At 61.3% G+C, this 24,470-nt stretch carries 23 protein-coding genes; 10 read left to right on the top strand and 13 right to left on the bottom strand.

The features are described from left to right. Positions 1-63: 63 nt before the first annotated feature. Positions 64-969 carry a LysR family transcriptional regulator gene (locus XH83_RS22150; protein ID WP_194402866.1) on the bottom strand — a complete coding sequence of 302 codons (906 nt, stop codon included), beginning with the start codon at positions 967-969 and terminating at the stop codon, positions 64-66. A 426-nt stretch (positions 970-1,395) separates the two neighbouring features. On the opposite strand from XH83_RS22150, the gene XH83_RS22145 reads away from it, so the two are divergent. After that, a complete protein-coding gene (locus tag XH83_RS22145) occupies positions 1,396-2,499 on the top strand; it encodes an alpha/beta hydrolase (protein WP_194402865.1) in 1,104 nt (367 codons plus the stop codon). Between the two features lie 68 nt (positions 2,500-2,567). On the opposite strand, the gene XH83_RS22140 is transcribed toward XH83_RS22145, so the two are convergent. Continuing rightward, on the bottom strand, positions 2,568-2,747 hold the full coding sequence (locus XH83_RS22140) for a hypothetical protein (protein WP_194402864.1): 180 nt from the start codon (positions 2,745-2,747) through the stop codon (positions 2,568-2,570). On the opposite strand from XH83_RS22140, the gene XH83_RS22135 reads away from it, so the two are divergent. The 4 genes from XH83_RS22135 (at position 2,746) to XH83_RS22120 (ending at position 6,507) form a co-directional block, all read left to right on the top strand. Beyond that, positions 2,746-3,231, top strand: a complete 486-nt coding sequence (locus XH83_RS22135; protein WP_194402863.1) for a cytochrome P460 family protein — start codon at positions 2,746-2,748, stop codon at positions 3,229-3,231. The two genes, XH83_RS22140 and XH83_RS22135, sit on opposite strands and share 2 nt — an antisense overlap. A gap of 26 nt (positions 3,232-3,257) precedes the next feature. After that, positions 3,258-3,947 carry a DUF4405 domain-containing protein gene (locus tag XH83_RS22130; RefSeq protein ID WP_194402862.1) on the top strand — a complete coding sequence of 230 codons (690 nt, stop codon included), beginning with the start codon at positions 3,258-3,260 and terminating at the stop codon, positions 3,945-3,947. Positions 3,948-4,181: 234 nt separating this feature from the next. Next, the gene (locus tag XH83_RS22125) at positions 4,182-5,168 is read left to right on the top strand and encodes an aldo/keto reductase (RefSeq protein WP_194402861.1); all 987 of its coding nucleotides are present in this window, start codon (positions 4,182-4,184) and stop codon (positions 5,166-5,168) included. A gap of 307 nt (positions 5,169-5,475) precedes the next feature. After that, positions 5,476-6,507 carry an SMP-30/gluconolactonase/LRE family protein gene (locus XH83_RS22120; protein WP_194402860.1) on the top strand — a complete coding sequence of 344 codons (1,032 nt, stop codon included), beginning with the start codon at positions 5,476-5,478 and terminating at the stop codon, positions 6,505-6,507. A 153-nt stretch (positions 6,508-6,660) separates the two neighbouring features. Here XH83_RS22120 and XH83_RS22115 read toward each other — a convergent pair whose 3' ends face one another. Then, positions 6,661-7,113, bottom strand: a complete 453-nt coding sequence (locus XH83_RS22115; protein ID WP_246776295.1) for a MarR family winged helix-turn-helix transcriptional regulator — start codon at positions 7,111-7,113, stop codon at positions 6,661-6,663. Positions 7,114-7,355: 242 nt separating this feature from the next. Between XH83_RS22115 and XH83_RS22110 the strand changes: the two genes are divergently transcribed. Then, a complete protein-coding gene (locus tag XH83_RS22110; RefSeq protein WP_246776294.1) occupies positions 7,356-9,335 on the top strand; it encodes an autotransporter domain-containing protein in 1,980 nt (659 codons plus the stop codon). A gap of 150 nt (positions 9,336-9,485) precedes the next feature. Here the strand turns inward: XH83_RS22110 and XH83_RS22105 are convergent, their stop codons facing one another. From XH83_RS22105 to XH83_RS22080, 6 genes are all read right to left on the bottom strand, one after another. Beyond that, positions 9,486-10,262: an SDR family NAD(P)-dependent oxidoreductase gene (locus tag XH83_RS22105; protein WP_194402858.1), complete on the bottom strand. Its 777-nt coding sequence runs from the start codon at positions 10,260-10,262 to the stop codon at positions 9,486-9,488. A 12-nt stretch (positions 10,263-10,274) separates the two neighbouring features. Beyond that, entirely contained in the window at positions 10,275-11,465 is a 1,191-nt protein-coding gene (locus XH83_RS22100; protein WP_194402857.1) for a serine hydrolase domain-containing protein, read from the bottom strand. A 19-nt stretch (positions 11,466-11,484) separates the two neighbouring features. Beyond that, entirely contained in the window at positions 11,485-12,936 is a 1,452-nt protein-coding gene (locus tag XH83_RS22095; RefSeq protein WP_194402856.1) for an ATP-binding cassette domain-containing protein, read from the bottom strand. After that, positions 12,936-13,862 carry a branched-chain amino acid ABC transporter permease gene (locus XH83_RS22090; RefSeq protein ID WP_246776293.1) on the bottom strand — a complete coding sequence of 309 codons (927 nt, stop codon included), beginning with the start codon at positions 13,860-13,862 and terminating at the stop codon, positions 12,936-12,938. The genes XH83_RS22095 and XH83_RS22090 overlap by 1 nt, the downstream gene beginning before the upstream one ends. A gap of 37 nt (positions 13,863-13,899) precedes the next feature. Further along, complete coding sequence (locus tag XH83_RS22085; protein WP_194402854.1) at positions 13,900-14,772, bottom strand: branched-chain amino acid ABC transporter permease; 873 nt, start codon at positions 14,770-14,772, stop codon at positions 13,900-13,902. 62 nt (positions 14,773-14,834) lie between these two features. Then, a complete protein-coding gene (locus XH83_RS22080) occupies positions 14,835-16,061 on the bottom strand; it encodes an ABC transporter substrate-binding protein (RefSeq protein ID WP_194402853.1) in 1,227 nt (408 codons plus the stop codon). Between the two features lie 168 nt (positions 16,062-16,229). On the opposite strand from XH83_RS22080, the gene XH83_RS22075 reads away from it, so the two are divergent. Further along, entirely contained in the window at positions 16,230-16,913 is a 684-nt protein-coding gene (locus XH83_RS22075) for an SDR family NAD(P)-dependent oxidoreductase (protein ID WP_194402852.1), read from the top strand. 39 nt (positions 16,914-16,952) lie between these two features. On the opposite strand, the gene XH83_RS22070 is transcribed toward XH83_RS22075, so the two are convergent. After that, a complete protein-coding gene (locus XH83_RS22070; RefSeq protein WP_194402851.1) occupies positions 16,953-17,729 on the bottom strand; it encodes a GntR family transcriptional regulator in 777 nt (258 codons plus the stop codon). 110 nt (positions 17,730-17,839) lie between these two features. Here XH83_RS22070 and XH83_RS22065 point away from each other — a divergent pair, with 110 nt between their 5' ends. Continuing rightward, positions 17,840-18,271 (top strand): carboxymuconolactone decarboxylase family protein, encoded by a 432-nt coding sequence (locus XH83_RS22065; protein WP_194402850.1) that lies wholly within the window; start codon positions 17,840-17,842, stop codon positions 18,269-18,271. Further along, the gene (locus XH83_RS22060) at positions 18,268-19,170 is read left to right on the top strand and encodes an NAD(P)-dependent oxidoreductase (protein ID WP_246776292.1); all 903 of its coding nucleotides are present in this window, start codon (positions 18,268-18,270) and stop codon (positions 19,168-19,170) included. The genes XH83_RS22065 and XH83_RS22060 overlap by 4 nt, the downstream gene beginning before the upstream one ends. A gap of 592 nt (positions 19,171-19,762) precedes the next feature. On the opposite strand, the gene XH83_RS22055 is transcribed toward XH83_RS22060, so the two are convergent. From XH83_RS22055 to XH83_RS22045, 3 genes are read right to left on the bottom strand one after another with little or no spacing between them, the layout of a single operon-like run. Continuing rightward, on the bottom strand, positions 19,763-20,599 hold the full coding sequence (locus tag XH83_RS22055; protein WP_194402849.1) for an SDR family oxidoreductase: 837 nt from the start codon (positions 20,597-20,599) through the stop codon (positions 19,763-19,765). Between the two features lie 2 nt (positions 20,600-20,601). Continuing rightward, entirely contained in the window at positions 20,602-22,851 is a 2,250-nt protein-coding gene (locus tag XH83_RS22050; protein ID WP_194402848.1) for a xanthine dehydrogenase family protein molybdopterin-binding subunit, read from the bottom strand. Between the two features lie 10 nt (positions 22,852-22,861). Then, positions 22,862-23,332, bottom strand: coding sequence for a (2Fe-2S)-binding protein (locus tag XH83_RS22045; protein ID WP_194402847.1), 471 nt, complete (start codon positions 23,330-23,332; stop codon positions 22,862-22,864). A 120-nt stretch (positions 23,333-23,452) separates the two neighbouring features. On the opposite strand from XH83_RS22045, the gene XH83_RS22040 reads away from it, so the two are divergent. Next, positions 23,453-24,346 carry a LysR family transcriptional regulator gene (locus XH83_RS22040; RefSeq protein WP_194402846.1) on the top strand — a complete coding sequence of 298 codons (894 nt, stop codon included), beginning with the start codon at positions 23,453-23,455 and terminating at the stop codon, positions 24,344-24,346. Positions 24,347-24,470 lie beyond the last annotated feature (124 nt).

Genomic DNA, 24,470 nt, shown 5'->3' with positions numbered 1-24,470 from the left:
GACTATCTGCGATCTGGACTCCACGCACAGGAGCAATGTGGCTTCCGCCGAGTTCTTGTGCAGCTAACTTCCTACGGTTGATCGGTTCCGCAAAGCATCCGCCAAAACGGCGAAGGCAGGCGAGAGCTGCCTGCGGCTTGGATAATAGAGATGATAACCGGAAAACGGCGGACACCAATCGGACAGGACGCGTATCAGGCTCCCGTTGGTGATGTCCTCCCGGACATGGTCTTCAAAGAGGTAGGCCAATCCTGCGCCGCTGCGGGCCGCCATCAACGCCAATCGAGATCCATTGAACGCAAGAGGTCCATCCACACGCACTCGAAGCTCGCGTCCGTCTTTCTCGAATTCCCAGGCATGAAAGCCGCCGAAGGTTGGCAGGCGAATGTTAATGCAGCGGTGGGCGGTCAGATCCTGCGGGGTCAACGGTTTAGGGTGCCGGCTAAAATAGGATGGTGTCCCGATCACAGCCATCCGCATTTCGGGACCGATAGGCACCGCGATCATGTCCTTGTCGACCTCTTCGCCGAGCCTCACGCCGGCGTCGAAACGTTCAGCAACGATGTCCGTGAAGCCGTGATCGATAACGATCTCTACCTGGATGTCGGGATAGTCCGGCAGGAGCATTTCGACGGCAGGCCAAATGACCGCGACGGCAGCGTGTTCACCAGCCGTGATGCGGACGCTGCCTGCAGGTTTATCCCTGAGTTCGGTCAGCGCCGACAGCGCGGCATCGATTTCTTCGAAATGGGGGCCGACTGTCTGGACCAGGCGCTCGCCAGCGTCTGTAAGTGAGACGCTCCGTGTCGTCCGCGTCAAAAGCCGAACACCGAGTCGTTCTTCCATGCCCCGGATCGTGTGGCTAAGGGATGACGGCGACAGGCGGAGTTGGGCTGCCGCTTTCGTGAAACTGCGCTCGCGTGCGACAGCGAGAAACGTCGTCAAGTCGCCGATGTTGTCTCGCGCCATTATTGAATCCTGTTCAGTAGTGGAGGCTAATTGCGTAACCTAGTACGACCAATCCAGTTGCGCTAGATGGGCCTTGGAAGCTGGCGGCGTGGAAGGATGACGCTTACAGGCAGGCTGGGGCGGCCTCTCTTATGAAACTGCGCTCCCCTGCGATGGGGAGAAACCCCGTCACTCGCAGATATTGCTCCTGCATTTATGAATCCTGTTCAGTACTGCATGCCAATCTAGCCGGCTAATCGCGGTGTCCAAGTTTCACTAGACTTGCTCCGAGACGTCGCTTGAGCGTGGGACGCGCTTGAGCATCCGAACGGTCTGAAGGATGGGAAGTGGCACATTTGCCACAACGTTTTCCAGCTCCGAGAAAATGCTGCGCGGGCCAGGTGACACACCGCCCTGCCAGTCTCTATTACGCAAAAGGACTATGCGATGGATAATAGGATCGTCGACGCGAAGCGGCGCCAGTTCCTCGGGACCTCTGCATTCTTGCTGTCGGGCGCTGTCGTGGCCAGCTCAGCGCTGGTTGGAACCAGTTCTGTGTCGGCTCAAGCCACCGTCGTGAAGGGACCGGCAGTGGTCAACTATCCCAACGAGAAAGGCGTTACGATCGAACGCGTCATCTATCCTGCGAGGAACATGGGGACAAACATCGTCGCTAATCTGTTCAAGCCCGCAAACTTCGACAGCACAAAGAAGTATGCTGCGATCGTGGTGACCCATCCGTTCGGTGCCGTCAAAGAACAATCCTCCGGCCTCTACGCCCAGCGTCTCGCCGAGGCGGGTTTTATCGGTTTGGCCTATGATGCGTCCTACCAAGGTGAAAGCGGCGGCGAACCGCGCCTCATGGAGGTGCCGGGGCAGCGCGTGGACGACATCAGTTGCGCCATCGACTTCCTCGCTCAGTATCCGCAGGTCGATCCGACGCGGATTGGCTCTCTGGGCATCTGTATCGGCGGCAGCTACGCCCTGAACCACGCCCAGCATGAACATCGTGTCAGAGCCGTCGCGGCCGTCAGCACGTTCGATATCGGCGAAGGCCGCCGGGAGGGTCTTTCGGGTTCGATTTCTTATGAGGAACGGATCAAGCGGCTCAAGGATGCCGGCGAACAGCGCAGCCGGGAGGCGCGCGGAGAGCCCGTACGCCTGGTGCCCATCGTGGCCAATTCGCCGGCTGACTTCACGGCGGCGACCCCTGTGATGTACAGGGAAGGCTACGAATATTACCGTACGGCACGAGGGCAGCATCCCAACTCGGTGAACCGCTATATGTTGTCCAGCCTGCCCCAGCAGATGGCGTTCTACCCGTTCGAGATGATTGAGACGATCTCACCCCGGCCCTTGCTGGTTATCGCGGGCTCCAAGGCCGAGACGAAATTCTGGAGCGATCGGGTCTACGGTAAGGCCAAGGAGCCGAAGGAGCTGTTCGTGGTCGACGGCGCGACACATGTCGATCTCTACGACAAGCCTCAGTTCGTTGGACCGGCCGTTTCGAAACTGGCCGAGTTCTTCGGCCAGCATCTGGCGTCGGCCTGACGGGACGTCGTGCGTAGTGGCGGCAGGGAAGGGCGCGTAAGAACCCTTTCCCGCCAGGTCCCCCTCGTTCAGCCGCGGGCATCTCCACTGTCGTTCCCGCAGGTGTCGACGTCGTCGATTGTCTTGCAATGGGCGGCAGAAACATCGTCGCGCTGAATTGACGGACAGCCTTGCGAAGACGATGCGTTAGAGCGCCGCAACTGATCCACTTTGATCTGCAATTTTCGAAATTGAGCGAGCTTGTTCATGAAAAGAGTTGCAAGGCGCAGCACGCTGGTCGCTTTGGCGGCCGGGATCGTACTTCTAGTCGGTTGGCAGGTGCGTGCCGAGACAAATCGGGTGAAGTTTCCCGAGAACCTCGAACAGTTGGTGCACTACACCACCGTGAGGCGCGGCAATGTCACCGAGCACATCATGACCACCCGGGAGGCGATTGAAGCCGTAAAGAATGGTCAACCGGTCCCGCGCGGGACGCATTTTGTGTTGGTCGACTACCGGGATGGTAAGCTCTACCGTTACTTCGTCATGGAGAAGGGCGACGGATGGGCCGCGGACTATGACGAACGTCGCCGCACCGGCGACTGGCAGTTTCAGTGGTTCTGGCCTGATAGGTCGGTCAACGTGAGTGAGAACACCGGCCGCTGCCAGTCCTGCCATCAGGGGCGCGAGAACAACGAATACCTGTTTACGTCCAACCGCATTCCCGATTTCTCTGGAACGCCGATCGAATAGGCCCTTAGCGCTGAGAGGGCCAAGTTTTGGCATTTGTATTCGTACTGCGGCTAATGATTGCCTTTATGGCTGCTGGTCTATTGCTGATCGGTCTTGCCTACTACTGGCTGGACAACGCCATTCACGAATTGGTCGGCGCCGCTATGTTTTTGCTGGTCATCGTTCACAACGTCTTCAATCGCCGTTGGTACAGTAGGATCGCTGGGACGCGAGAGGTACGCGGGCTGATCAACACCGGCGTCACAGTGCTGCTACTGATTACCATGCTGGTTCTGCTCATCACCAGCGTGTTGATTTCCAGAAGCCTTTCCGGCTTCATGCCGCTCGACGGCGGTTTCAAGGCGCGGCAGATCCATACACTAGCGGCTTACTGGTCACTCGTCATCGTTGCCATTCATCTCGGCCTTCGCTGGTCGATGATCATGGGCGTGGCTCGCAGCTTGTTAGGCGTCTCCGGAGCGAGCGCGATACGAACCGTCATGCTTCGCGCAATCGCCGTGGTCGTCGCCGCCCACGGAGTCTGGAGCTCCTTCGAGCTAGGCGTCGGCACGAAACTGTCGATGCAGATGACGCTCGACTGGTGGAATTTCGAGGAGTCGGTGGCGGCCTTCTTTATCCACTGCATGACGATCGCAGGGCTCTACGTTGTCGCGATCTACTACGCGACGAATTGGCTTCGACCTAGAAAGGCGTGGGACAGAATCAGGGCGGCGTAGCGCAGCGGCGGTGGTCGAGGCCCGCTCGTCGAGATTTCGGACAGGCATACCGCGCTTTTTGGTATCCGCGGCCTCGCTGCCTCGTCCCAACTGCAACATATCCACTTGTGAATATCACGCATCACTGCATGCAAGATTGAACGTCTAATCAAAGTGCGTTTGTCGGACCATATCTGCGTCATGCGAACAACTAGCTAAGCGCGGTTTGAAGTGATGATCGCGATGGAGATTCCGATGAAAAAACGTCAACTGGGCAGCTTGGAGGTGTCCGCACTCGGCTACGGCTGCATGGGGCTTAATTCGACCTATGGCAAACCGTTGGAGCGAGCCGAAGCCATCAAGATGATCCACGCGGCAGTCGAGCGCGGCGTGACGTTCTTCGATACGGCCGAAGTGTATGGACCGTTCACAAATGAGGAACTCGTGGGCGAGGGGCTCGCGCCCTTTCGAGACAAGGTGGTCATAGCAACGAAGTTCGGTTTTGGCATCAACTCGGACGGTACGCGGTACGGCCTTGATAGCCGCCCGGAACACATCCTGGCGGTGGTCGATCAGTCGCTGAAGCGTCTTAAGACGGATGTCATCGATCTGTTCTATCAGCACCGTGTCGACCCCGCCGTGCCAATCGAGGACGTGGCCGGCGCTCTCGGCCAGCTTATCAACCAAGGTAAGGTGAAGCACTACGGCCTTTCCGAAGCGAGCGCCGGAACCATTCGCCGCGCCCACGCTGTTGCGCCGATCACGGCTGTCCAGAGCGAGTATTCGCTATGGACGAGAAATGTTGAACACAACGGTGTTCTTGCGGCCTGCGAGGAGCTGGGAATCGGGTTCGTTCCCTGGAGCCCTCTGGGTGCGGGGTTTCTGGCGGGTGCAATCACCGCGGACACCAAGCTCGATTCTTCCGATTTCCGCAGCAACGTTCCACGCTTTGCTCCGGAAGCGCGCGCAGCAAACTTGGCGCTGGTTGGAGCGTTGAATCAGGTCGCAGAACAAAGGGGGGTAACGCTGGCGCAAGTCGCGCTCGCCTGGCTTCTGGCACGGAAGCCCTGGATCGTTCCGATCCCGGGCACTACGAAGTTGCACCGGCTCGAAGAGAACCTCTGTGCCGTCGACGTCCAATTGACCACGTCCGACATCAAGGCGATCGAAGGAGCCGTTTCAAGCACGCCCATACAGGGTGAACGCCTCCATAAAGCGGCCTTGGAACTTGTCGATGACTGAAGGCGTCAACTGTTATGACCGAAGCGCTCTCCCGAAGGCATAGGCCTGCGAGTAGAGCGCTTTAGCCGGACAGCGATGTGGGCACTATTCTCACCACGGGTCACAGCGTTTTCTCAGGAACTCCTCGCTAGTAACCAGCGGCCCGAAAACTTTGAGAATCTCGATGAGTTGCTTGTGACCACGCGCACTGACCTTTTAGATCAGGCGATCTGCTTGTTGTTGCACCAAAGCATCGGTTCGTGTGGCGGTGCGTTGCCTTCCGCGATTGAAGTGGACAGATATTATGAGCGCTGCGGGATACTGACTGATGAAGCGTCATAAATGGTGCGTCACGGCCGCCGTCCTTTCCCTTCTCGTGCTCGGCGTCGCACACGCCCAGGCCACTGATCGCGAAGGTTCTCGTGCGCTCGCCTACACCACCGCGAGCCGAACTCCCGTGCCGATACCGCCCTCGGAAATCGGTTTACAGACGGTCACGTCGGAGCCGTGGCTGGAACTGACCGATCAGCGACTTTTTCTGGAAGGCGCAGTCTTCGACAAAGCGGGCAACTTGCTGTTCGTGGACATGTTCACCGGCCGGGTTTTAAAGGTCGCGCCGGACAAGGCCGTAACGACCGTAGTTGATCCGAACGCCATCGCTCCGACAGGACTTGCCGTTCACAAGGACGGCCGTCTGTTCCTTGCCGGTGTTGGAAACATGACATCCGGGAGCATTGTCTCATTCGAGCCCGATGGCCGCGGTCGTGCCGAGGTCATCCCGCCGAGCGCCGGCTACCTCCCGGATGATCTGGTCTTCGATAGCGCGGGCGGGTTCTACTTCGCGGACCTCAAGGGTACATCCACCCAACCTAGCGGGGGTGTCTATTACGCTTCCCCTGACGGGCGGATCTCGCCGATCTTGCCAAATCTTGCTGCCGCGAACGGCGTTGCGTTGTCGCCGGATGGAAAGACCCTCTGGGTCACCGAATACGCCCGGAATGTGCTGCACCGCGTAACGCTTGCGAACGCCACGACGGTAGCGCCCTTGGGCACAGCGACCGCCTATCACTTCACCGGGCCGTCACCTGATGGTTTGCGGGTGGATGCCGACGGCAATGTCTACGCTGCCATGTTCCATCAAGGCCGCGTCCTCGTCTTCAATCGGAACGGATTGCCTATTGGCCAGATCCTCATACCAGGGAGGGACAAGGGTCGCTTTCTCCTTACGACCAGCATGGCGTTTAAGCCTGGCACAAACGAGATCTATCTGGTTGCAACCGACGGTGATGGAACGCATGGGGCCACAGTATTCCGCACCTTCGGGTTTGCGAAGGCCGCCACACCCTTTTCGCATCAATGACCACGAACTTCAGTAAGCAGCCCTATCGTAGCAGACTGCGCCGCTGCCCGCTTGAATCTACCTTCGTCAGCCGCGATTTTGAAGGTTGCGAGATCATTGAGCTGGTTTCGATTCATTGATGCAATGGCTGCATAAGTTGTGTTTCGCCAAATCTCAGTTGCGCCCGAACACCTTGAGTATATCGATGAGCTGCTTGTGACCACGCGCACCGACCTTTTGGATCAGGCGATCCTCGTGTTGCTGCACCAAAGCATCGGCTCGTGCGAGCAGTGCGTTGCCTTCCGCGGTCAAGTGCAGCGCGTGCGAGCGCCGATCCGAGACGTGGGCGGTTCGCTTCAGGAGCTTTCTTGACTCGAGGCCATCAAGCAATGGCACCACGCCGGACCGCACGATGCCAAGCGCCTGCGACAGCGCCATCTGCGAAAGTCCGGGGTTTTCTCTTATCACCGTTAGGATCGAGTACTGTGCGGGGTGAATATCCAGGGGCGCCAGCGTCGCATTGAAATCCTGGAAGACCCACACTTGTGCTTGCCGGATCAAATAGCCGGCGAGACTCGTGAGTCGCTCCAGACTGACCGACGCGCCCGCTTCGGTCGGCTGTTTCAATGGCCGCCTTTTTCTCTCAGCGGCCGCAGTCTTCCGGGAAGGGGGCGCCGCGCGCGGCGCTCGAAACAGTTGATCCGCCAAGCTCATTCTCTCATCGATCCGATCGGGTGTCCTTCTTCGCCTGCCGGATTGCGCAGTGCAATTCATTTGTCGAATTGTTCTTGACAAGAACAGTTCATAATAAGAACAATATCTCCCACAAAAGACGCGGATACGCGGGGCTTTAGGGGGAGGACGGCGCCATGGGGAAGCGTAACCGCTTGCACAGATTTATTTCGCAGGGGCCCATATCGGCCGCCCGCGGCGGTTCGCAGTGGCGACGCGCGCTGCGTTTTGCGGTCGCGGCAATCGGTCTCGTGGGGGCTCCGGCACCACTGTTGGCGCAATCAACGCCATTCACCGGCATCACCGGCTTCGGCGACAGTTACGCCGATACGGGCTCGGCGCCGGGCGGCGCGTTTCGCCTGCTCGGCTTTCCCTGTCCAGCGGGCCCGCCGACCAATCCGACATGCCGGTTCAGCCAAGGCACCAACTTCGTCGACTCACTGCAGTCGACCTATAACCTTGCGCCGCTCACCAACTATGCGATCGGCGGCGCGCAGACCGGCAACACCAACGTCATTCCCGGTCTTCCCGGCTTTAGCCAGGAAGTAGCGGCCTTTGTTGCCAGCGGCCGCAGGTTCGGTTCGCGCGATCTCGTCGCGTTGTCGATCGGCGGAAACGATCAGGCTCAATTCGGCAGCGCCAACAGCATCGCGCAGATCCAGGCGCTGGCAACCACGTCAGCGGGCAATGCGGCCACCGGCGTGCAACAACTGATCGCGCTGGGCGCGCATAACATCGCCTGGGTCAGCCCCGGCAATCCCTTCTATTTCCCGGCGCCATTCGGCGATCCTGCGACAACGCCTGCCCAACGCGCTGCGTGGGCGCACACCTACTACCAGCAGGTCCAGCAATTGCTGGCGCCTGCGGCGAGGGCAGGGACGCGCATCTTCCTGTTCGATTACGAGACCCTGCAGGCCAGGATCGTGGCCAATCCCGGTCAATATGGCTTTGCCAGCGCCAGCGGTTGTCTGGTCGCCTTGGGCACTCCGGGCTGCCTCGCCGCCTCGACGGCCGTCCAGAATAGCTATTTTTATTGGGACGCCATTCATCCGACCAGTGCAGGCTTCGCGCTGATCGCCCGCTACATGGCAAACCAGATGGATGCGCCGCTGACCGTCGCGCCGCAAGCCGACGTCGCCTTGGCAAGCGCCAACAGCTTCGCGAATGCGGTATTCGGCAGGCTGGATGGCTACCGGTCGTTTGCACCGTATGGAATGGGCAACGCGATGAACGCGATGGCGGCCTATCGGGAAGTGCCAGCCAAGGCCCGTCCGCTGCAGCAGGTCGCTGCCAGTCCATGGTCGGTATATGGCGAGACCAGCTACGCCGGTGGCAACCGTGAAGCACAGGCGTTCCTGTCGAGCTACGACTACCGATCGCCCGGCGGCAGCATCGGGGTCGAGTACAGGATCAACCCGAATCTGCGCGTCGGCGCCGTGTTCGGCTATGCGCAGCCGAACGTGAACCTTGCGGTACAGAACGCCCACTACAAGATCGATGCTTTCCAGCTCGGCGGCTATGCGTCCTATACCGCCGCCAACTGGTTTGCCGACGGTCTCGCCGCCTACGGACGCCAGAACTTTGCAACCGATCGCCAGGGCATCATCGACACCATCCGTGGCTCGACCAATGCCGATACGTTCACACTGGCAGGCAAGGCCGGCTACCTGTTTGACACCGGCATACTGCGGGTCGGACCGATCGCGGGATTTTCCTACATTAATGCGCAAATCGCGGGCTATACCGAAACCGGCGATATTCTGCTGACCAACATCGTCGACAAGCAGAAGCTCGACAACCTGACGGGCAGTGCGGGTGTCCAGTTGCGCGCTCCCTTGCTGATCGGAAAGGGCCTGTATAGCCCGTTCGTGAACCTGACGGCCGAGCATGACTTCATCGGCTCCGGCCGCACGCTTATCACGACGCAGGTCACGACACCGCTGTTGCCGGTCCTTACCCCGATCGATAACCGCAACCAGACATACGGCAAGATTGCCGCCGGTGTCGCGGCCGTCATCACCGACAAGGTCAGCGCAACGGTCAATGTGGTCAGCACTTTCGCACGGGCGGACGGCAATGACTTCGGAGTCAATGGCGGCGTCAAGGTGGCGTTCTGATAGTGCTCCCCGCGAGCCGTGCAATCCAAGCCAGTGACCGGCGCTGCTGGCTGCCAGCGGCGCAGCGATGTGCACGAATGCGTGATCCCAGACGTCAGCCGGTCAGGCTGTTTTCGCGAACATTGCTCTCGATATCGAGTTGCCGGCGCTCTAAGCGGGCAGGCCGCCGTACAGCGACCACAACTGGCTTACGAGCGTACCGGCATCCACCGGAAGAACAGTCCCGGTAATCGAGCGGGCTCTTTCCGACAGCAGGAACGCGACGGCATGTCCGACATCGCGGGGGTCGACGAGGTGGCCCAACGCCGTCTGTGCAGTCATGATACCGGGATCGCGTTCACCTCTGGCGTAGCTTGCTTCGACAGCAGGCGTCCGCGTCGGCCCCGGGCACACGCAATTGACGCGGATTCCCTTTCGTCCCCAAGCACCAGCGAAATCGCGCGTCATCGCCAGAATGGCCGACTTGGACGGCCCGTAGGCCACCAGAGGGGATGAATTGAGCGCCGTGATGGAGCCGATGGTGACGATCGAACCTCGCCCGCGTCGCAGCATGCTCGCGCCGAAGGCGGTTAGGGTGACGAATGTGCCACGAATGTTGGTCGCGACGATCCGGTCAAACTCCGCGATGTCCTGAGCCTCTGGCCGGTGTGGATTTTCCAGATGTGCCGCGCAGGCGACGAGGGCGCCGCAGGGACCAATCTCGCGTTCGACCCAAGCCGCTGCCTCGTCAACCGATTGCTTGTCAGCGATGTCGATGGCGCAAGCGGACGCGCCGATGCGACTGGCTTCGGCCTGCGCGCGGTCGAGATCGAGGTCGGCAATAACCACGCGCCAGCCGTCTTCGCGCAGGATCGCTGCCGTGGCGGCGCCAATGCCGCCGGCGCCGCCGGTTATCACGGCTACGTCTGCGCTTGTTGTGCGATCCATGCCAGAACTCCCTTATAGCGATGTGTAAACGGCTTCGATCAACCGGCGCGCACGCGGGCCATTGTCTCCTCGCGCGTGCATCCGATTGACGCTGTAGGAGATGCCCAGTTTCGCCTCGGGATCGGCCATTCCAAGTGATCCGCCAATCCCGTGATGACCGAATGCCTTCGGGTTAGGTCCCATCCACACCGCCTCCGCCGTGTTGAGCAGGATGCCAAGACCCTGGTGGTACGGGCGTTGTTGCATGACCTCGGTCATGTTGTGCTGTTCGGTGCGCATGCGCTCGATTCCCGCTGGCGACAGCAGGCGAACACCGTCGAGTTCTCCGCCCCTTGCGACCGTCCCATAGATCCGCGCAACGGCGCGCGCGTTTCCGTGGCCGTTGGCGCTGGAGATCTCGGCCTCGCGCCACGCCTTCGAATTGAGCGTCACCGGCCAGGGTTCGTCCGGATTCTGCGCGAAGGCCTTGCCGAGCAAGGTATCCGGCTCCCGGTCCTTGACGGCGAACAGCGTGCCCTCAAGCACGGGCTGAAGTTCCGCACACCGCATCTGATCGACTTCGTTTAAACCACCGATCTGATAATCCACTTTGAGCGGCAATGCGATCTCGTCGCGGAAGAAGCCGGCCATCGTCTTGCCGGTTACGCGCCGGCAGATTTCGCTGAGAAGGAAGCCCTGGGTGTGAATGTGATATCCAGCCTGGGTTCCGGGCTCCCATAGCGGCGCTTGCGCGGCGAGCGCCGTCGTCATGGCTTCACGGTCGAACATGGCGCCGCGAGGAAGCGGCGCGGTGACGACGGGCAGCCCCGCCCGGTGATCGAGCACGAAGCGAACCGGGAGAGTCGCCTTGCCGTTCTGGGCAAATTCGGGCCAGTATTTGGCAACGGGAGCATCGGGATCGACAAGGCCACGATCGATCAGCATGTTGAAGGCAATGCCGCCGAGGCCTTTCACCACCGACATCATACAGACGATGGTGCCGCGCTCCCAGGGTTTCGTGCAGCCGGCATCCTTCCAGCCGCCCCAGAGATCGACGACCGTCTTGCCATCTTCCACGACGCTGAACGCGGAGCCGATCTCGTCTTCACGCAGGTAGTTCTCGATGAACGCCTCTCGTACACCTGCAAATCGAGGCTCGCAGAAGCCGTGAATGGCGAATGTCTTGCCCCGCGCCTGGGTGGTTGTTGTGGTCTCCATCCTCATCAGTCATTCCTCCGACGCGTTACAGCACCTTGTGGCCGACCTCGTCGACAAACCGGTGTGTGGGGCCCGACCAGACGATCTGTCCTTGTTCGAGCAGGTGAATCGAATTGGCATGCCGGAGCGCGAAGGTGATGTTTTGCTCCGCGATGAACAGGGACAATTCCCCGGAGGTGCGCAGCTTCTCGATCGTCTCCGAGATCAGATCCAGGACGACGGGGGCAAGCCCGAGCGTCGGTTCATCGATCAAAAGCAGCTTCGGCTTCATCATCAGCGCCCGGCCGATGGCCAATTGCTGCTGCTCACCGCCCGACAGCGTCCGCGCATTCTGCTTGCGGCGCTCGGCGAGGCGGGGAAACAGCGTTTCGACGAAATCGATCCTTTGGCGGAAATCCGCCGTCGGCAAATGGCTGCCGCCGATCCGCAAGTTCTCGAACACCGTCATGTCGCCGAACAGCTCGCGCTTTTCGGGGCACAGGACGACACCGGATCTGGCGATCTGGGCCGTGTTGTCGGCGATGGCGTGCCCGTCGAAGCTGACGGTCCCCGTGCTCCGAACGAGCCGGCAGACCGCATGGAATAGCGTGGATTTGCCGGCGCCATTGAGGCCAACGATCGCGGTCACTTCACCCTGCCGGGCGGTCAGGGACACCTTGTCGAGCGCGCTGGCCTTGCCGTATCGAACGGTCAGGTCGGCGACCTCGAGGATGGGCGCGGAACTGGTCTGCGAAGCAGCGACTGCCGCGCCGGTCGCGCCGGAGCCAAGATAGACCCTGCGGACCTGCTCATCAGCGAGGACGCGATCGGGGCGGTCGTCGGCGATCTTGGCGCCACTGCTCATGGCCACCATGCGATCGACCAGCGCATGCACGCCCTTCACATTGTGATCGACCAGAATGACGGAGCGGCCTTCGTCGCGCATCGTGCGGATCAAGGTGGAGAACTCGCGCACCTCCGTGGCGCTGAGGCCCGCAAACGGCTCGTCGAGCAGCATCAGTCTGGGTTGCGCGGCGAGGGTCTTGGCGAGCTCCAGTCTGCGAAGGTCGGCAAAGGCCAACTCTCCGGGTAACCGGTCCGCCACGTCAGTCAGATGAACCTGACCCAGGATAGCCCGCGCGCGGCCGCGCAGCGTCTCGGAAAAGCGAAAGTTGAGCATGCTGTCGGGAAGCAGCGCGAGCAGGACGTTCTCCAGCACGGTTTGCTGGAGCAGCGGCCGGGAATGCTGGAACATCATGCTCATTCCCGATCGGGCAATCCGGTGCGGGGGCCATCCGGTGATGTCCGTATCGCCGATCCGCACCGTTCCGCCGTCGATCCGATGGATGCCCATGAGCAGGCTGAGAAGCGTGGATTTGCCTGATCCATTTGGTCCGATCAGGCCGACGATCTCGCGCTCGCCGACTGTAAGATCGACGCCGCTGACGGCCTGGAGGCCGCCAAAACGCTTGTGCAGGTCCGTGGCCTTTAGCAGCATCAGCGTGCGCTTCTCTTCAACTTCAACAGGCCGAGCAGGCCGTTGGGGAGGAACAGCAGCACGAGCAGTGCGATGACCGCGACGACCAGTTCGCTCAACCGGCCGAACGGGCGCATATATTCGCCGAGCACGATGAGAAAGACGCCGCCGATAGCGGGCCCGATAATGGTTCGGCGGCCGCCGATGATGGCGGCGATGATGATCTGGACCCCAACCGACGCATCGACGAAGACGTTGAGCGATGCGGTTCCCATATAGAACGTCATCAGAGCGCCGGCTAAACCGGAAAAGAACGCGCTGTAGCAGAAGGCGGCGAGCTTGTACTTGACGATGCTGAACCCCATGGCCTGGGCATTGAGCGGATCCTGGCCGATCGCCTGAAGGATCAGGCCGAACGGCGACCGGGCAACCGTGATGATCATGACGGCGCTGACGATGGCGCATGCGAGTGCGATCTCGTAATTTGCAACGGCGCTCAACGTCAGCACGTCAGGCACGGCTATCCCGATCTCGCCACCGGTCTGATGCGAGAACAGGATGATCAACTGTCGCAGGATGAGCACGGCCACGAGCGTCACGAGGCCGAAATAGGGGCCGCGCAGCCGCAGAGCCGGCAGTGCAAGAAGCACCCCGGCGATGACGGACATCAGCGAACCGGCGATGACGCAGATCCAGGGCGACGCGAGACCGTTGCTGTTGAGCATCGCAGCGGTATAGGCGCCGACACCGATCAGAAATGTCGCGCCGAAATTCGGCTCTCCGGCGTAGCCGAACAGCAGGTCCCATCCCATCGCATAAACCGCGAAGAACAGTCCCAACGTGAAAATGCCGATCGCGTATTCGGAGAGCCCGAGGAAGGGAAGTGCGATCAGGCACGGCACGGCGAGCCATGCCAGAATGGTTGCTGGCGATGAAAAACGTCTCACGTTCGAAGTGGCCGGCACTGCCAGATGATCCATGGCGTCACCGGCGCCCGAAAAGTCCCTGGGGGCGGAAATAGAGCACCGCGACCAGGATGATGAGCGAAGGCAGGCTCCGTAGCGACGGACCGACGAGATAGGCGGTCGCCGTCTCGATAAAGCCGATGATGTTTGCTGCAATCAGCGACCCGGTCACGCTGCCGAGACCGCCGAGAATGACGATGGAGAACGCGGTCGCCGTGAGCTCGAGGCCGCCGCTTGGCGATACGCCATGGACCATGGCAATCAGGACGCCCGCGACGCCTGCCAACAGACCGTAGATGATCCAGACGACCTGATGGATCGAGGTTAGATTGAAGCCGCACAGCACGAGGCCGCGGGGATTGACCGAGGCGGCCAGCAGCGAGCGGCCCGACTTGGTGAAGCCGACATAGAGCCACAGGGCCCCGAGAATACCCCACGAGATTGCCGCAACCAGCAGGCTCGATATCGGCGTCCTGACGCCGAAAACATTGACGACACCGCTCACGATCTGCGGGACGCTCACCGGGACATCGCCGAAGACATTGGCAAGTATTTCCTGCAGAATGATGGTCCACAGCAGCGTGCCGACGAGCATGAAGACGTGCTCATCGGCCTCGGAAAGCCCATTCAGGCGCTGGATCGGCCGCACGATTAGCGCGTAGGTCAGCAGACCGACAACGATACCCGCCATTACCCCGGCGACGATGATCTGAATGGGTCCGAACGAGGTCAGGCCGGCCACATACCAGGCGACGATGCCGGCCGTTGCCAGCGTGGTGCCGTGTGCGAGGTTGAGAATTCCGCTGACGCCATACAGCAACGTAAAGCCGGTTGTCGCCAGCGCATAGATGGCGCTGATGAGAAATCCGCTGATGAGCAGTTGAACCAACATGCGACGAACGACCTCTCGGTGCGGCCGATCATCGACCGGCCGCACAGTTCCTGTGATGAAAACTACTTCGATGCGAAAGGCGAGCTCGCCACCTTGCCGGTGGCGGCATTCGGTGGCCAGATCGTGACCTGCTTGCCTTCCTGCCACTGAATGCTGACGCCGGTGACGAAGCCGTTGCCGTATTTCATGTCGTGGGTGAGGGGATCATCAGGCCCCTGGAAGACGATGCGGCCGCTGGCGCCCACATAGTCGGCTTTTTCCAGCGCGTCGGTGAGCGGGTCGGCATCCGTGGTGCCGCTGCGCTCGATCGCGTCCTTGAGAAGATAGATCGCATCATAGGTGGCGAAGGAGTGTGCCGCCGCCGTGGTGTTGAAGCGCGCGAGATAAGCCTTCGCGAAGGGCACCGTCTTTGGCGTAAGCGGGGAATCTTCCGATGCGGCGGTGAACGTAACGACGCCATTCGTTGCGCCGCTGGTTTCCTTCCAGAACGCGCTGGCGCCGGCTTGCGCGTTATATCCCATCATCAACAGAGGAACTTGCTGATTGTGCCACTGCACGACCGGCTTGTTGCCGATGATTCCGACGCCTGTCACAATGACATTGGGCTTGGCGCCTTCGATCTTCTGGAAGATCGGTGTGAAGTCGCTGGTGTCGGTCGCGACCTTGATCGCATCCACGATCTTCAGACCGACCGACGGCAGGCATGTTTTCAGGAACTCATCGTAGCTCCTGGTCCAGGCCGCATCCTCGGTCATGAGAACGGCGCTTGCATAGCCGAGCTGTTTGACGCCGATATCGCCCATCGACTCGCAGACGCCGCGCGCGGTTGAACTCGCCGGAAGGATCGAGCGAAAAACATACTTGTAGGCCGGATAATTCTGCTTCACGAGCAGACCGACCTGATCCGCGCCGGCACCCGTGATGATGTAGGGCACCTTGAGGCGGGCGGCCCAGGGGGTGAGTGCGATCGCGATCTCACTGAGAAAGGTGCCGACGATCGCCTGGACTTTGTCCTGCTTGACGGCGCGCTGAAACGCCAGAACGGCGTCGCTGGCCGAGCCCTGATCGTCATAGGTGGTCAGCTCGACCTTGCGTCCCTTGACGCCCCCGGCGGCGTTGATTTCTTCGGTCGCCAGCGTGGCGCCGTTGAGGATGGCGGCGCCGTTGATCTGCGCGAATTTCGCCATGACGCCGATCCGGATGGGGGGAGGGGTCTGAGCATTTGCGCTGGAAAACAGCCCACCAAACGCCAGCCCCGCCGCCATGAGTTTCAGCCTGGCAAATCCCATTCTTTCCTCCCCGCGCTTGTTTGATCAGGATTGTTTCCAGTTTTGAACATATTGTATGATAGACAGTCAATACCTTATCGAGAAGGCGAAGGGATATCCATGAGCGTGTCTGACCAAATCATCCTGGTGACCGGCGCCGGTCGCGGCATCGGGCAGGCGGCAGCCGAAATGCTTGCGGGCACCGGAGCGACGGTCGGAATTGCCGATGTCGCAGGCGACAATGCCCAAATCGTCGCGCGCCGAATTGGAGACAAGGGTGGAAAGGCCGTGCCGCTGGCCGCCGACCTTGCGACCGAAGCAGGCTTCGCGGCGGCTTCGGCGGAGCTTGCGCATCGCTACGGGCGTATCGATGCCGTGATCAACAATGCGATGTGGATCCGCTACGAGCCGATCGAACAGGTGTCGGCCGAAACCATGGATGGCATGTTGGCGATCGGATTGAAGGCCCCGGTTTGGGGCGCGCAGGCACTTTTGCGCCACCGTGATGCGGCACGTCCGGCCTCGATCATCAACCTCGCTTCGCCCGCGGCCGATCAGGGTTATGCAAACACCGCCATCTACGCGGCCGTGAAGGGAGGCATTGTCGCCCTGACCCGCGCGCTGGCTGTCGAACTCGGACCGCAAGGCGTTCGGGTCAATGCGGTGGCCCCGGGCGCGGTGCCGACGCCCGGCGCGCGCGCGATCGTCGATGAGCAGGGCTATGAGTTGCGCAAGGCCAAGACACCGCTGCGCAGGCTCTGCACCGAGCAGGACGTCGCGCAGGCGATGTGCTTTCTTTTGTCGCCGGAGGCAAATTTCATCACCGGAGAAGTCCTCCATGTGGATGGAGGCATTTCCGTAAGCGCAGGGTAATTCAAGGCTTGCATCGCGGCGGCTAGCGCGCGGCAACCTCTACGATTTACGGGGTTTCCGTTTGGCCGCGGTTTTTCCCGGCCTCGATTTCGAGGGCTGTGGCGTCGCCAGCACCGAGAGGGCCGCTTCTGCAGCATTCTCGATATGCCTCACGCATTTGTACCAGGCCGCTTCGTCGTTGCGGGCTTCGAGCGCCGCCACGATCTCACGAATCTCGGCGATCGATTGCTTGGCGCGCGAGGGATTGGAATGCGACGTGGCGCGAAGCTGAGAGACACGGGTGTGGATGATGCGGAGCATATCCGCGACAATAGGGTTGCCGGATCCTTCCAGCAGAATGCCATAGAACTCGGTCTTCGCGCGCATCATGCTTTGCGGCGTATAGTTCGTGTACATCAAAGCGAGGTCGTCGACGGCCTTCTTGAGAGCGGCGATCTGGTCCACGCTGGCCCGGCGAGCAAATAGCCGGGCGGCCAGTCCCTCGAGGACGGCGCGAATCTCGTAGATCGAGCGCGCCATTTCGGGCGTCACGACTGAAACGATCGAGCCCTTGTTGGGCAAAGTGGTGATGAGCCCGGCCGCTTCCAGTTCACGCAGCGCCTCGCGAATGGAGGTGCGGGATACTCCCATGCGCTCGCAAAGCTCACGGTCGATCAGCCGCGCGCCCGGCGGGAACTGCCCAAGCTCGATCGCCTCCTTAAGTCGTTCGACGATCTGGTGCCGAAGAGTGGGGGGCGCGGCGACGTGCAGTGACGCCTGTTGCGGGCTCGCCGCTACCTTCGTTTGATCTGCATAGCGCCTGGTCGGCCGATCCATCCGTCAACCTCTTAGACTCGCGTGAAAATCACCTTAGCCAACGCAAATCCGGCTTGCAACTCATTTGGATGATTGCCATTCTGTATGACAATCTGGAAAGGAGGTCGTTGATGGCTACGCATCAAGCGCTCGAAGACATTTTCAACGAAGGATTGAAGCTCAGGAGGGAGGTGCTTGGGGCCGAATACGTCGATAAATCGCTGGCTAATGCCAACGATTTCACCATGGCGTTCCAGCGGATTACGACGGAGTGGTGCTGGGGATACGCTTGGGGCAGGTCCGGCCTCGATCGCCGGACGCGCAGCCTCTTGAATCTTGCGATGCTGACAGCTCTCAACCGCGCCGCCGAGATCAAGCTCCACGTCAGGGGCGCGATCAACAACGGCTTGACGGTCGATGAGATCAAGGAGGCTCTTCTCCACGCAACCGTCTACTGCGGAATCCCTGCAGGACTTGATGCCTTCAGGGCGGCGAACGAAGTCCTGACCGAAATGGGCATGATTCCGGCCAAGACCCCTGAAGCAGAAGCGAAGGTGCCATGATGACATCGCCAACCATCGGATTCATCGGCCTTGGTGCCATGGGCTGGCCCATGGCGGCACGTCTTGCACCCGGGCACCGGCTCTTTCTCTTCGATATCGATGTCGGGCATGCGGAGCGGTTCGCTGGGCAGGTTGGGGGAGTCGCGGCGCACTCAGTGGCAAAGCTTGCCGCCGCCTCGGATATCGTCATCACGATGCTTCCGACCAGCCGCGAGGTCGAGGCGGTGCTAACCGGCGCGGACGGCGTTCTGGAGCATTGCCGAAAGGACCTTCTCATCATCGAAATGAGCTCTGGAGCGCCGCAGCAGACAAAACTCCTTGGTCTTCAGGCGGCTGATGCGGGCTGCTGCATGATCGATGCACCGGTGTCCGGCGGGGTGCCACGTGCGCGAACCGGCGAGCTGTCGATCATGGTCGGTGGCTCGGCTACCGACATCGCGCGAGCCGAGCCGGTGCTGAAGCAGATGGGATCGACGATCTTGATTACGGGCGCGCTTGGCAGCGGTCACGCTATGAAGGCGCTAAACAATCTCGTTTCGGCTACTACTCTACTCGCGACCGTTGAGGCTGTGCTGATCGGTCGGCAAGCGGGCCTTGAACCGGCCAGGGTCGTCGATATCCTGAATGTATCGACAGGGATGAGCAACTCGTCGCAGAAGAAACTGCATCAATTTGTGCTCTCCGGAGCGTTCAACTCCGGCTTCAGTCTCGACCTGATGGTCAAGGACGTCAACGCCGCGATGGCGATCGTCAATGAGCATCGGGTCTATGCGCCGATCTCAATCCGCTGCGCGGAGATTTGGCAAGAGGCCGCGCGTGTGCTCGGGCCCGGTCAGGATCATACGGCCGTTGCGAAAGCGGTGGAAATGTTGGGCGTGATCTCTGTTGAGACAGCTTGAAGCCACGTCGACGAAAACATCCCGTCAAATCGGCGGAACTCGTCGCTCACATCTGGTGGTTTGGTGCTTCAAATGTGGCTCACGTCCGGCGATGGACGTCTCTCCCGAGCGAGCACCTCCCACGCATTGTCGGTAATGTCGGTTCGGCCGTGAGCTGATGCGGGTGGCTTGTAAGCCGACCTCGGAATAGGGATATGTACTGATCCCTGTTTTCCTGGATGCCGTGCGGTAGCGCCTACATGGGACTGCCTGATCAGGACCGAATCGCAGGTGGTTCAAACCGCCACCCACACCCATCGGGGCAGGGCGTCCGAGTCGGTGAATCAGGCGTTAATTTTCCGGCAAATTTCGCCGCTCAGTGCCCCTGCGACTCAGTCTATGACGTGTTCGTCGCACGAAGAATGCGGGTGCACGCATATGCCAAATTCGAATGATATTGCCAGCAACGAGAAGCTTTGGCAGCGGGTCGTGTCCCTGCTTGTCGTGGGTGCCACCGTATTCGGCGGAAGCACCGTGTTGCTGATACAGGCGCTGCCGCCGTTACTTCACGGATTTCCATAGAGGCATGGCCGTATTGACTCTTTCCTTGATTTCAGAAGGAGCCATCTGTCGACTTTGACAGGTTCTCGTATGCACGTAGTTCCTCAAGGCGTGCTTCGAGCGCCGGCTTGACCACGGCAAGCGCGTCGCTGCCGGCCGCGAACTGCTTCGGCGGATTGTCCATTCCGGCGATCTTCACAAGGACATCAGCGAGTTTAGCGGGATCACCCTGCTGGGCGCCGTGATAGCCTGACCACATGGCTTCGGCTTTGCCTTCGCCTGCGTAGTCTTTGATGGTGCTGTCGGCATATTTGGCGTTGTTGGCATCGAGGAGATCGGTTCGGAAGAAACCCGGTTCGACTGTCACGATCCTGACGCCGAACGGCTCGACCTCATGGGCCACTGATGCCGACAGGCCTTCGACGGCGAATTTCGCGGCGCTGTAGGCCCCGCAATGCTTGAAACCGACGATGCCCGCGAGCGAACTGACGTTGATGATCCGGCCGGATCGCTGCTGCCGCATGACCGGAAGGACCGCGCGCATCACGTGCATCACGCCGTAGAAATTGGTCGCCATCAGGCTTTCGATCTCGATGGTGCCCAACTCCTCGAAATTGCCGAGCAGGCTGTAGCCGGCATTGTTGACGAGAACGTCGATGCGCCCGAACGCCTTGATCGCCGAGTCGACCGCCGGCTTCGCCTGAGCCTCTTGGGCGACGTCGAGTTGGACGAACGCGAGGCGTTCGCCGGCGACATCGTTCAGCGCTTTGTGGACCTTGTCGAGATTGCGGCCAGTCGCGACCACGCGATCGCCGGCATTCAGCGCCGCCCGGGCTGTTGCAGCGCCAATGCCGCTGCCTGCACCCGTGATGAACCAGACCTTGCTCATGTTTAGCTCTTGCTTTTGATGTTGAACGGCAGTTGGCGCAGCGGCTTGCCGGTGAGTTGAGCGATGGCATTGGCGAATGCTGGCGCCAGCGGCGGCAAGCCAGGTTCGCCCATGCCGGTGGGCGCCTCGGCGCTGGGCACGATATGAACGTCGAACGCGGGGATGTCAGTGATTCGCGCCACCGAGTATTCGCCGAAATTGCCCTGTTCGACGACGCCGTCCTTGAGTGTGATCGCCGAACCCGGCAGGCACGTCGACAGGCCCATGATCGCCGCGCCCTGCAACTGGGCCTCCACGGTGCGTGGGTTGACGGCGAGATTGCAGTGAACGCCGGCGGTGACGCGATGTAGCATCGGGCGGCCATTCACCACCGAGGCTTCCACCACATAGGCCACGACGGTCTGGAAGGACTCGTGGACCGCGACGCCAAAGGCGCGACCGGCGGGCAACTGCGTCTTGCCGTAGCCGCTCTTGTCGACGGCCATCTGGAGCGCTGCGCGATGGCGCGGGTGCTTGTCGCCGAACAAATCCATTCGGTAGACCACGGGATCTTGTTTCGTGCTCCGCGCGATCTCGTCGATCAAGGTCTCCATCACAAAGGCGGTATGGGTAGAACCGACGCTGCGCCACCACAACACCGGTACGTTGAGTTTTGGGTGATGCACGGTCAGGCGCATCGGCAGCGGATAGGGATCGCGCATGCCTTCGGTCGCGGTGGCGTCGATGCCGTCCTTGATCTGGAAACCTGCGAATACCGTGCCCGTCGTGATGGACTGGCCGACAATAACGTGATCCCAGGCCAGCACCTTGCCGCGTTCATCGAAGCCGATGCGCGCGCGGTGCAAATGCATCGGGCGGTAATAGCCGCCCCGCATGTCGTCTTCACGGCTCCAAAGCGTGCGCACCGGGGCGTTCAGGCCGGCTGCACGCGCCGCCTTGGCGATCTCGCAGGCCTCGACCACAAAGTCGCTGCTGGCGGCGAAACGCCGGCCGAAGCCGCCGCCCGCCATCTGCACATGTACCGCCACCTGCTCCGGCTTGAGGCCGAGCACGCGCGCGACGGCGGCGCCGTCGAGACCGGGGCACTGGCTGCCGGTCCACACCTCGGCGCGGCCCTCGGAAAGCTGAACGGTGCAGTTCAGCGGCTCCATCGCCGCATGGGCGAGATACGGAAACACGAACTCGGCTTCCAGTTGCCGGGGTGCGGTGCCGAGCGGCGCCATGTCGGCATCGAACTTGCGCGGACCCGGCCGCGCGGCTAGCTCGCGGTACTGGGCGAGTTGCTTGTCGCTATCCACCTTCTCGACGGCGGAAGTATCCCATTGCAGCTTGAGCACCTCGCGGCCCTGCGTAGCCTGCCAATATCCGTCGGCCACGATGGCCACACCTTCGGCGCCACCGTCCAGCGGCACGCGCAGCACCGCCTTCACGCCGTTGATGGCGCGCGCGGCGGCGTCGTCAACGGAGGCCAAGCGCGCGCCGAATACCGGCGGGCGCGCGACCACGGCGGTCAACTGACCGGGCAGGCGAACGTCGATACCAAAATTCTGTTGCCCGCTGCTCTTGGCACGCGCGTCGAGACGCGGCGTCGGGCGGCCGATGATGCGGAAGTCCTTCGGATCCTTCAGCGTCACCTTCTCGGGCACCGGCAGTGCCATCGCCGCCTCGGCCAGTTCGCCGTAGCCGAGCTTGCGGCCATCGGGACCGAGCACCGTGCCGGACTGCGTGCGCAGGGTGGCGACGTCCACCTTCCAGCGCGCTGCCGCGGCACCGAGCAACATTGCCCGTGCCCGCGCGCCGAGCTCGCGATACTGCGTAAAACTGTTCTTGATCGAATTGGAACCGCCGGTGATGTGAATGCCGAATTTCGGGTCGATATAGGCACCGTCGTTCGAGCCATGCCGGCTGCGCACCAGGCTCCAGTCGGCGTCAAGCTCTTCAGCTAGGATCATCGGCAATGCAGTCTGCACGCCCTGTCCGAACTCCAGCCGGTTGATCGTGACAGTCACCTCGCCATTGGCAGCGATTTGCACGAAGGCTGATGGCTGTTCGGTCGGTTTAAGCGCGCTCGCCGTTTGGCCGGCAGCCTGCGCCATGACCAAATGAGGAAAAGCGCCGAGTGCCAGGCCACCTGCACCGGCCAGTTTCAGAAAACTGCGGCGCGGCAGCGTGACCGCTTCGTCATTTTGATTGCGCGCCATCAGGCGCTGCGCGGCACGCGGCAGATCGCGGTAGTCGATGTTGGGTAACATGGCGGCTCCTTCAGGCAATCGTGCGGGCGGCGTCGGCTACAGCAGCGCGGATGCGGGCATAGGTCCCACAGCGGCAGATGTTGCCGTCCATGGCGGCGTCGATTTCGGCTGTTGTCGGCGCCTTGCCGCGGGGCTGCGACTTGAGGAATGCGATCGCGCTCATGATCTGGCCGCTCTGGCAGTAGCCGCACTGTGCCACGTCGTGTTTGAGCCATGCCGCATGCACGGCGGCTCCCACGCGGTCGGAGCCGTCGGTCGCGGCTTCGATGGTGGTGAGCTTCTTGCCCTCAGCCTCGGAAATCGGCGTGATGCAGGAACGGACCGGCTGGCCATCCAGATGCACGGTGCAAGCGCCGCACTGGGCAGCGCCGCAGCCGAACTTCGTGCCTGTCAGCCCGATGACGTCGCGCAGCGCCCAGAGCAGGGGCATCGCGGGATCGGCATCGATCGCGAACTCGCGGTTGTTCACAATAAGTTTCATCCGTCTGCTCCTTGCGGGCTGTCTGTCGGGTGATACCGGGACGCTGACGACCAGATAGCACTGGCCGCCACTATCGATTAGCCGCTATAATTAACTAGGGCTTATGTAACCGGTACATAAATGAAGCGAGACGATCTTTATGACCTTGCCGCCTTTGCGGTGGTCGCGAAGCAGGGCAGTTTTACCCGAGCGGCGGCTGAGCTCGGCATGTCGCAGTCGGCGTTGAGTCACGCCATGAAATCGCTCGAAGAGCGGCTCGGCGTGCGGTTGCTGTCGCGGACCACGCGCTCGGTCTCGACGACCGAAGCGGGCGAGACGATGCTTCGTTCGTTACGCCCGGCACTGGAGGACATCGCCTCCGGAGTAGATGCGCTCGGCGCTATGCGCGGCAAGGCGTCCGGGACCGTTCGCGTCACCGCGACGAGGCATGCCGTCTCAAAGGTCGTGATGCCCAGGCTGCCACGCTTCCTGGCGTCGCATCCCGATATCAGGGTGGAGATGATCGTCGACGACAGTCTGATTGATATTGTCGCGGAACGCATCGACGCCGGCATCCGCTTCGGCGACATCGTCGAGAAAGACATGATCGCGGTTCGGATCGGGCCGGACATCCGGATGGCCGTCGTCGGTGCGCCGTCGTATTTCGTGGACCATAAGGTGCCCCGAACGCCCCGCGAACTCGCGGGCCATCGCTGCATCAACTACCGGCGCGTCAAGTCGGATTGGGTTTACGCCTGGGATTTCGAGGACAAAGGACGACCGTTCCAGGTTCGCGTCGAAGGTCCGCTCTCGTTCAACAATGGCGACCTGATCCGCGAGGCCGCGCTGGCCGGCCAAGGGCTCGCCTATGTCTTCGACGATGAGGTGGCGCCTGATGTCAAGGCCGGGCGGCTCAAGCGGATTCTGGAGAGGTGGTGCCCGACCTTCCCCGGCTATTATCTCTATCACCCCAGTCGGCGACAGACGCCGCCCGCACTGTCCGCACTCATCGCAGCGCTTCGCTACAAATCCTAGCTCGGGAACGGACGGTAATCCCGTCATTCAGCGGCAACGTAAACCGACCAGCTTTGCGATCGGCTTGATGGGGGAACATCGCTGAGCGAGCCCTTGCCTGATGAGTTCAAGCCGGACGAGGCTC

The sequence above is a fragment of the Bradyrhizobium sp. CCBAU 53351 genome (assembly GCF_015291745.1).
Classification (GTDB): domain Bacteria; phylum Pseudomonadota; class Alphaproteobacteria; order Rhizobiales; family Xanthobacteraceae; genus Bradyrhizobium.
This window is presented reverse-complemented; position numbering and strand designations above follow the sequence as displayed.

Bases quoted from the DNA above. Each gene is read 5' to 3' on its own strand.
- XH83_RS22150 (WP_194402866.1), bottom strand. From the start codon at position 969: ATGGCGCGAGACAACATCGGCGACTTGACGACGTTTCTCGCTGTCGCA.
- XH83_RS22145 (WP_194402865.1), top strand. From the start codon at position 1,396: ATGGATAATAGGATCGTCGACGCGAAGCGGCGCCAGTTCCTCGGGACC.
- XH83_RS22135 (WP_194402863.1), top strand. From the start codon at position 2,746: ATGAAAAGAGTTGCAAGGCGCAGCACGCTGGTCGCTTTGGCGGCCGGG.
- XH83_RS22140 (WP_194402864.1), bottom strand. From the start codon at position 2,747: ATGAACAAGCTCGCTCAATTTCGAAAATTGCAGATCAAAGTGGATCAG.
- XH83_RS22125 (WP_194402861.1), top strand. From the start codon at position 4,182: ATGAAAAAACGTCAACTGGGCAGCTTGGAGGTGTCCGCACTCGGCTAC.
- XH83_RS22120 (WP_194402860.1), top strand. From the start codon at position 5,476: ATGAAGCGTCATAAATGGTGCGTCACGGCCGCCGTCCTTTCCCTTCTC.
- XH83_RS22110 (WP_246776294.1), top strand. From the start codon at position 7,356: ATGGGGAAGCGTAACCGCTTGCACAGATTTATTTCGCAGGGGCCCATA.
- XH83_RS22105 (WP_194402858.1), bottom strand. From the start codon at position 10,262: ATGGATCGCACAACAAGCGCAGACGTAGCCGTGATAACCGGCGGCGCC.
- XH83_RS22100 (WP_194402857.1), bottom strand. From the start codon at position 11,465: ATGAGGATGGAGACCACAACAACCACCCAGGCGCGGGGCAAGACATTC.
- XH83_RS22095 (WP_194402856.1), bottom strand. From the start codon at position 12,936: ATGCTGCTAAAGGCCACGGACCTGCACAAGCGTTTTGGCGGCCTCCAG.
- XH83_RS22085 (WP_194402854.1), bottom strand. From the start codon at position 14,772: ATGTTGGTTCAACTGCTCATCAGCGGATTTCTCATCAGCGCCATCTAT.
- XH83_RS22080 (WP_194402853.1), bottom strand. From the start codon at position 16,061: ATGGGATTTGCCAGGCTGAAACTCATGGCGGCGGGGCTGGCGTTTGGT.
- XH83_RS22075 (WP_194402852.1), top strand. From the start codon at position 16,230: ATGCTTGCGGGCACCGGAGCGACGGTCGGAATTGCCGATGTCGCAGGC.
- XH83_RS22070 (WP_194402851.1), bottom strand. From the start codon at position 17,729: ATGGATCGGCCGACCAGGCGCTATGCAGATCAAACGAAGGTAGCGGCG.
- XH83_RS22065 (WP_194402850.1), top strand. From the start codon at position 17,840: ATGGCTACGCATCAAGCGCTCGAAGACATTTTCAACGAAGGATTGAAG.
- XH83_RS22060 (WP_246776292.1), top strand. From the start codon at position 18,268: ATGATGACATCGCCAACCATCGGATTCATCGGCCTTGGTGCCATGGGC.
- XH83_RS22055 (WP_194402849.1), bottom strand. From the start codon at position 20,599: ATGAGCAAGGTCTGGTTCATCACGGGTGCAGGCAGCGGCATTGGCGCT.
- XH83_RS22050 (WP_194402848.1), bottom strand. From the start codon at position 22,851: ATGTTACCCAACATCGACTACCGCGATCTGCCGCGTGCCGCGCAGCGC.
- XH83_RS22045 (WP_194402847.1), bottom strand. From the start codon at position 23,332: ATGAAACTTATTGTGAACAACCGCGAGTTCGCGATCGATGCCGATCCC.
- XH83_RS22040 (WP_194402846.1), top strand. From the start codon at position 23,453: ATGAAGCGAGACGATCTTTATGACCTTGCCGCCTTTGCGGTGGTCGCG.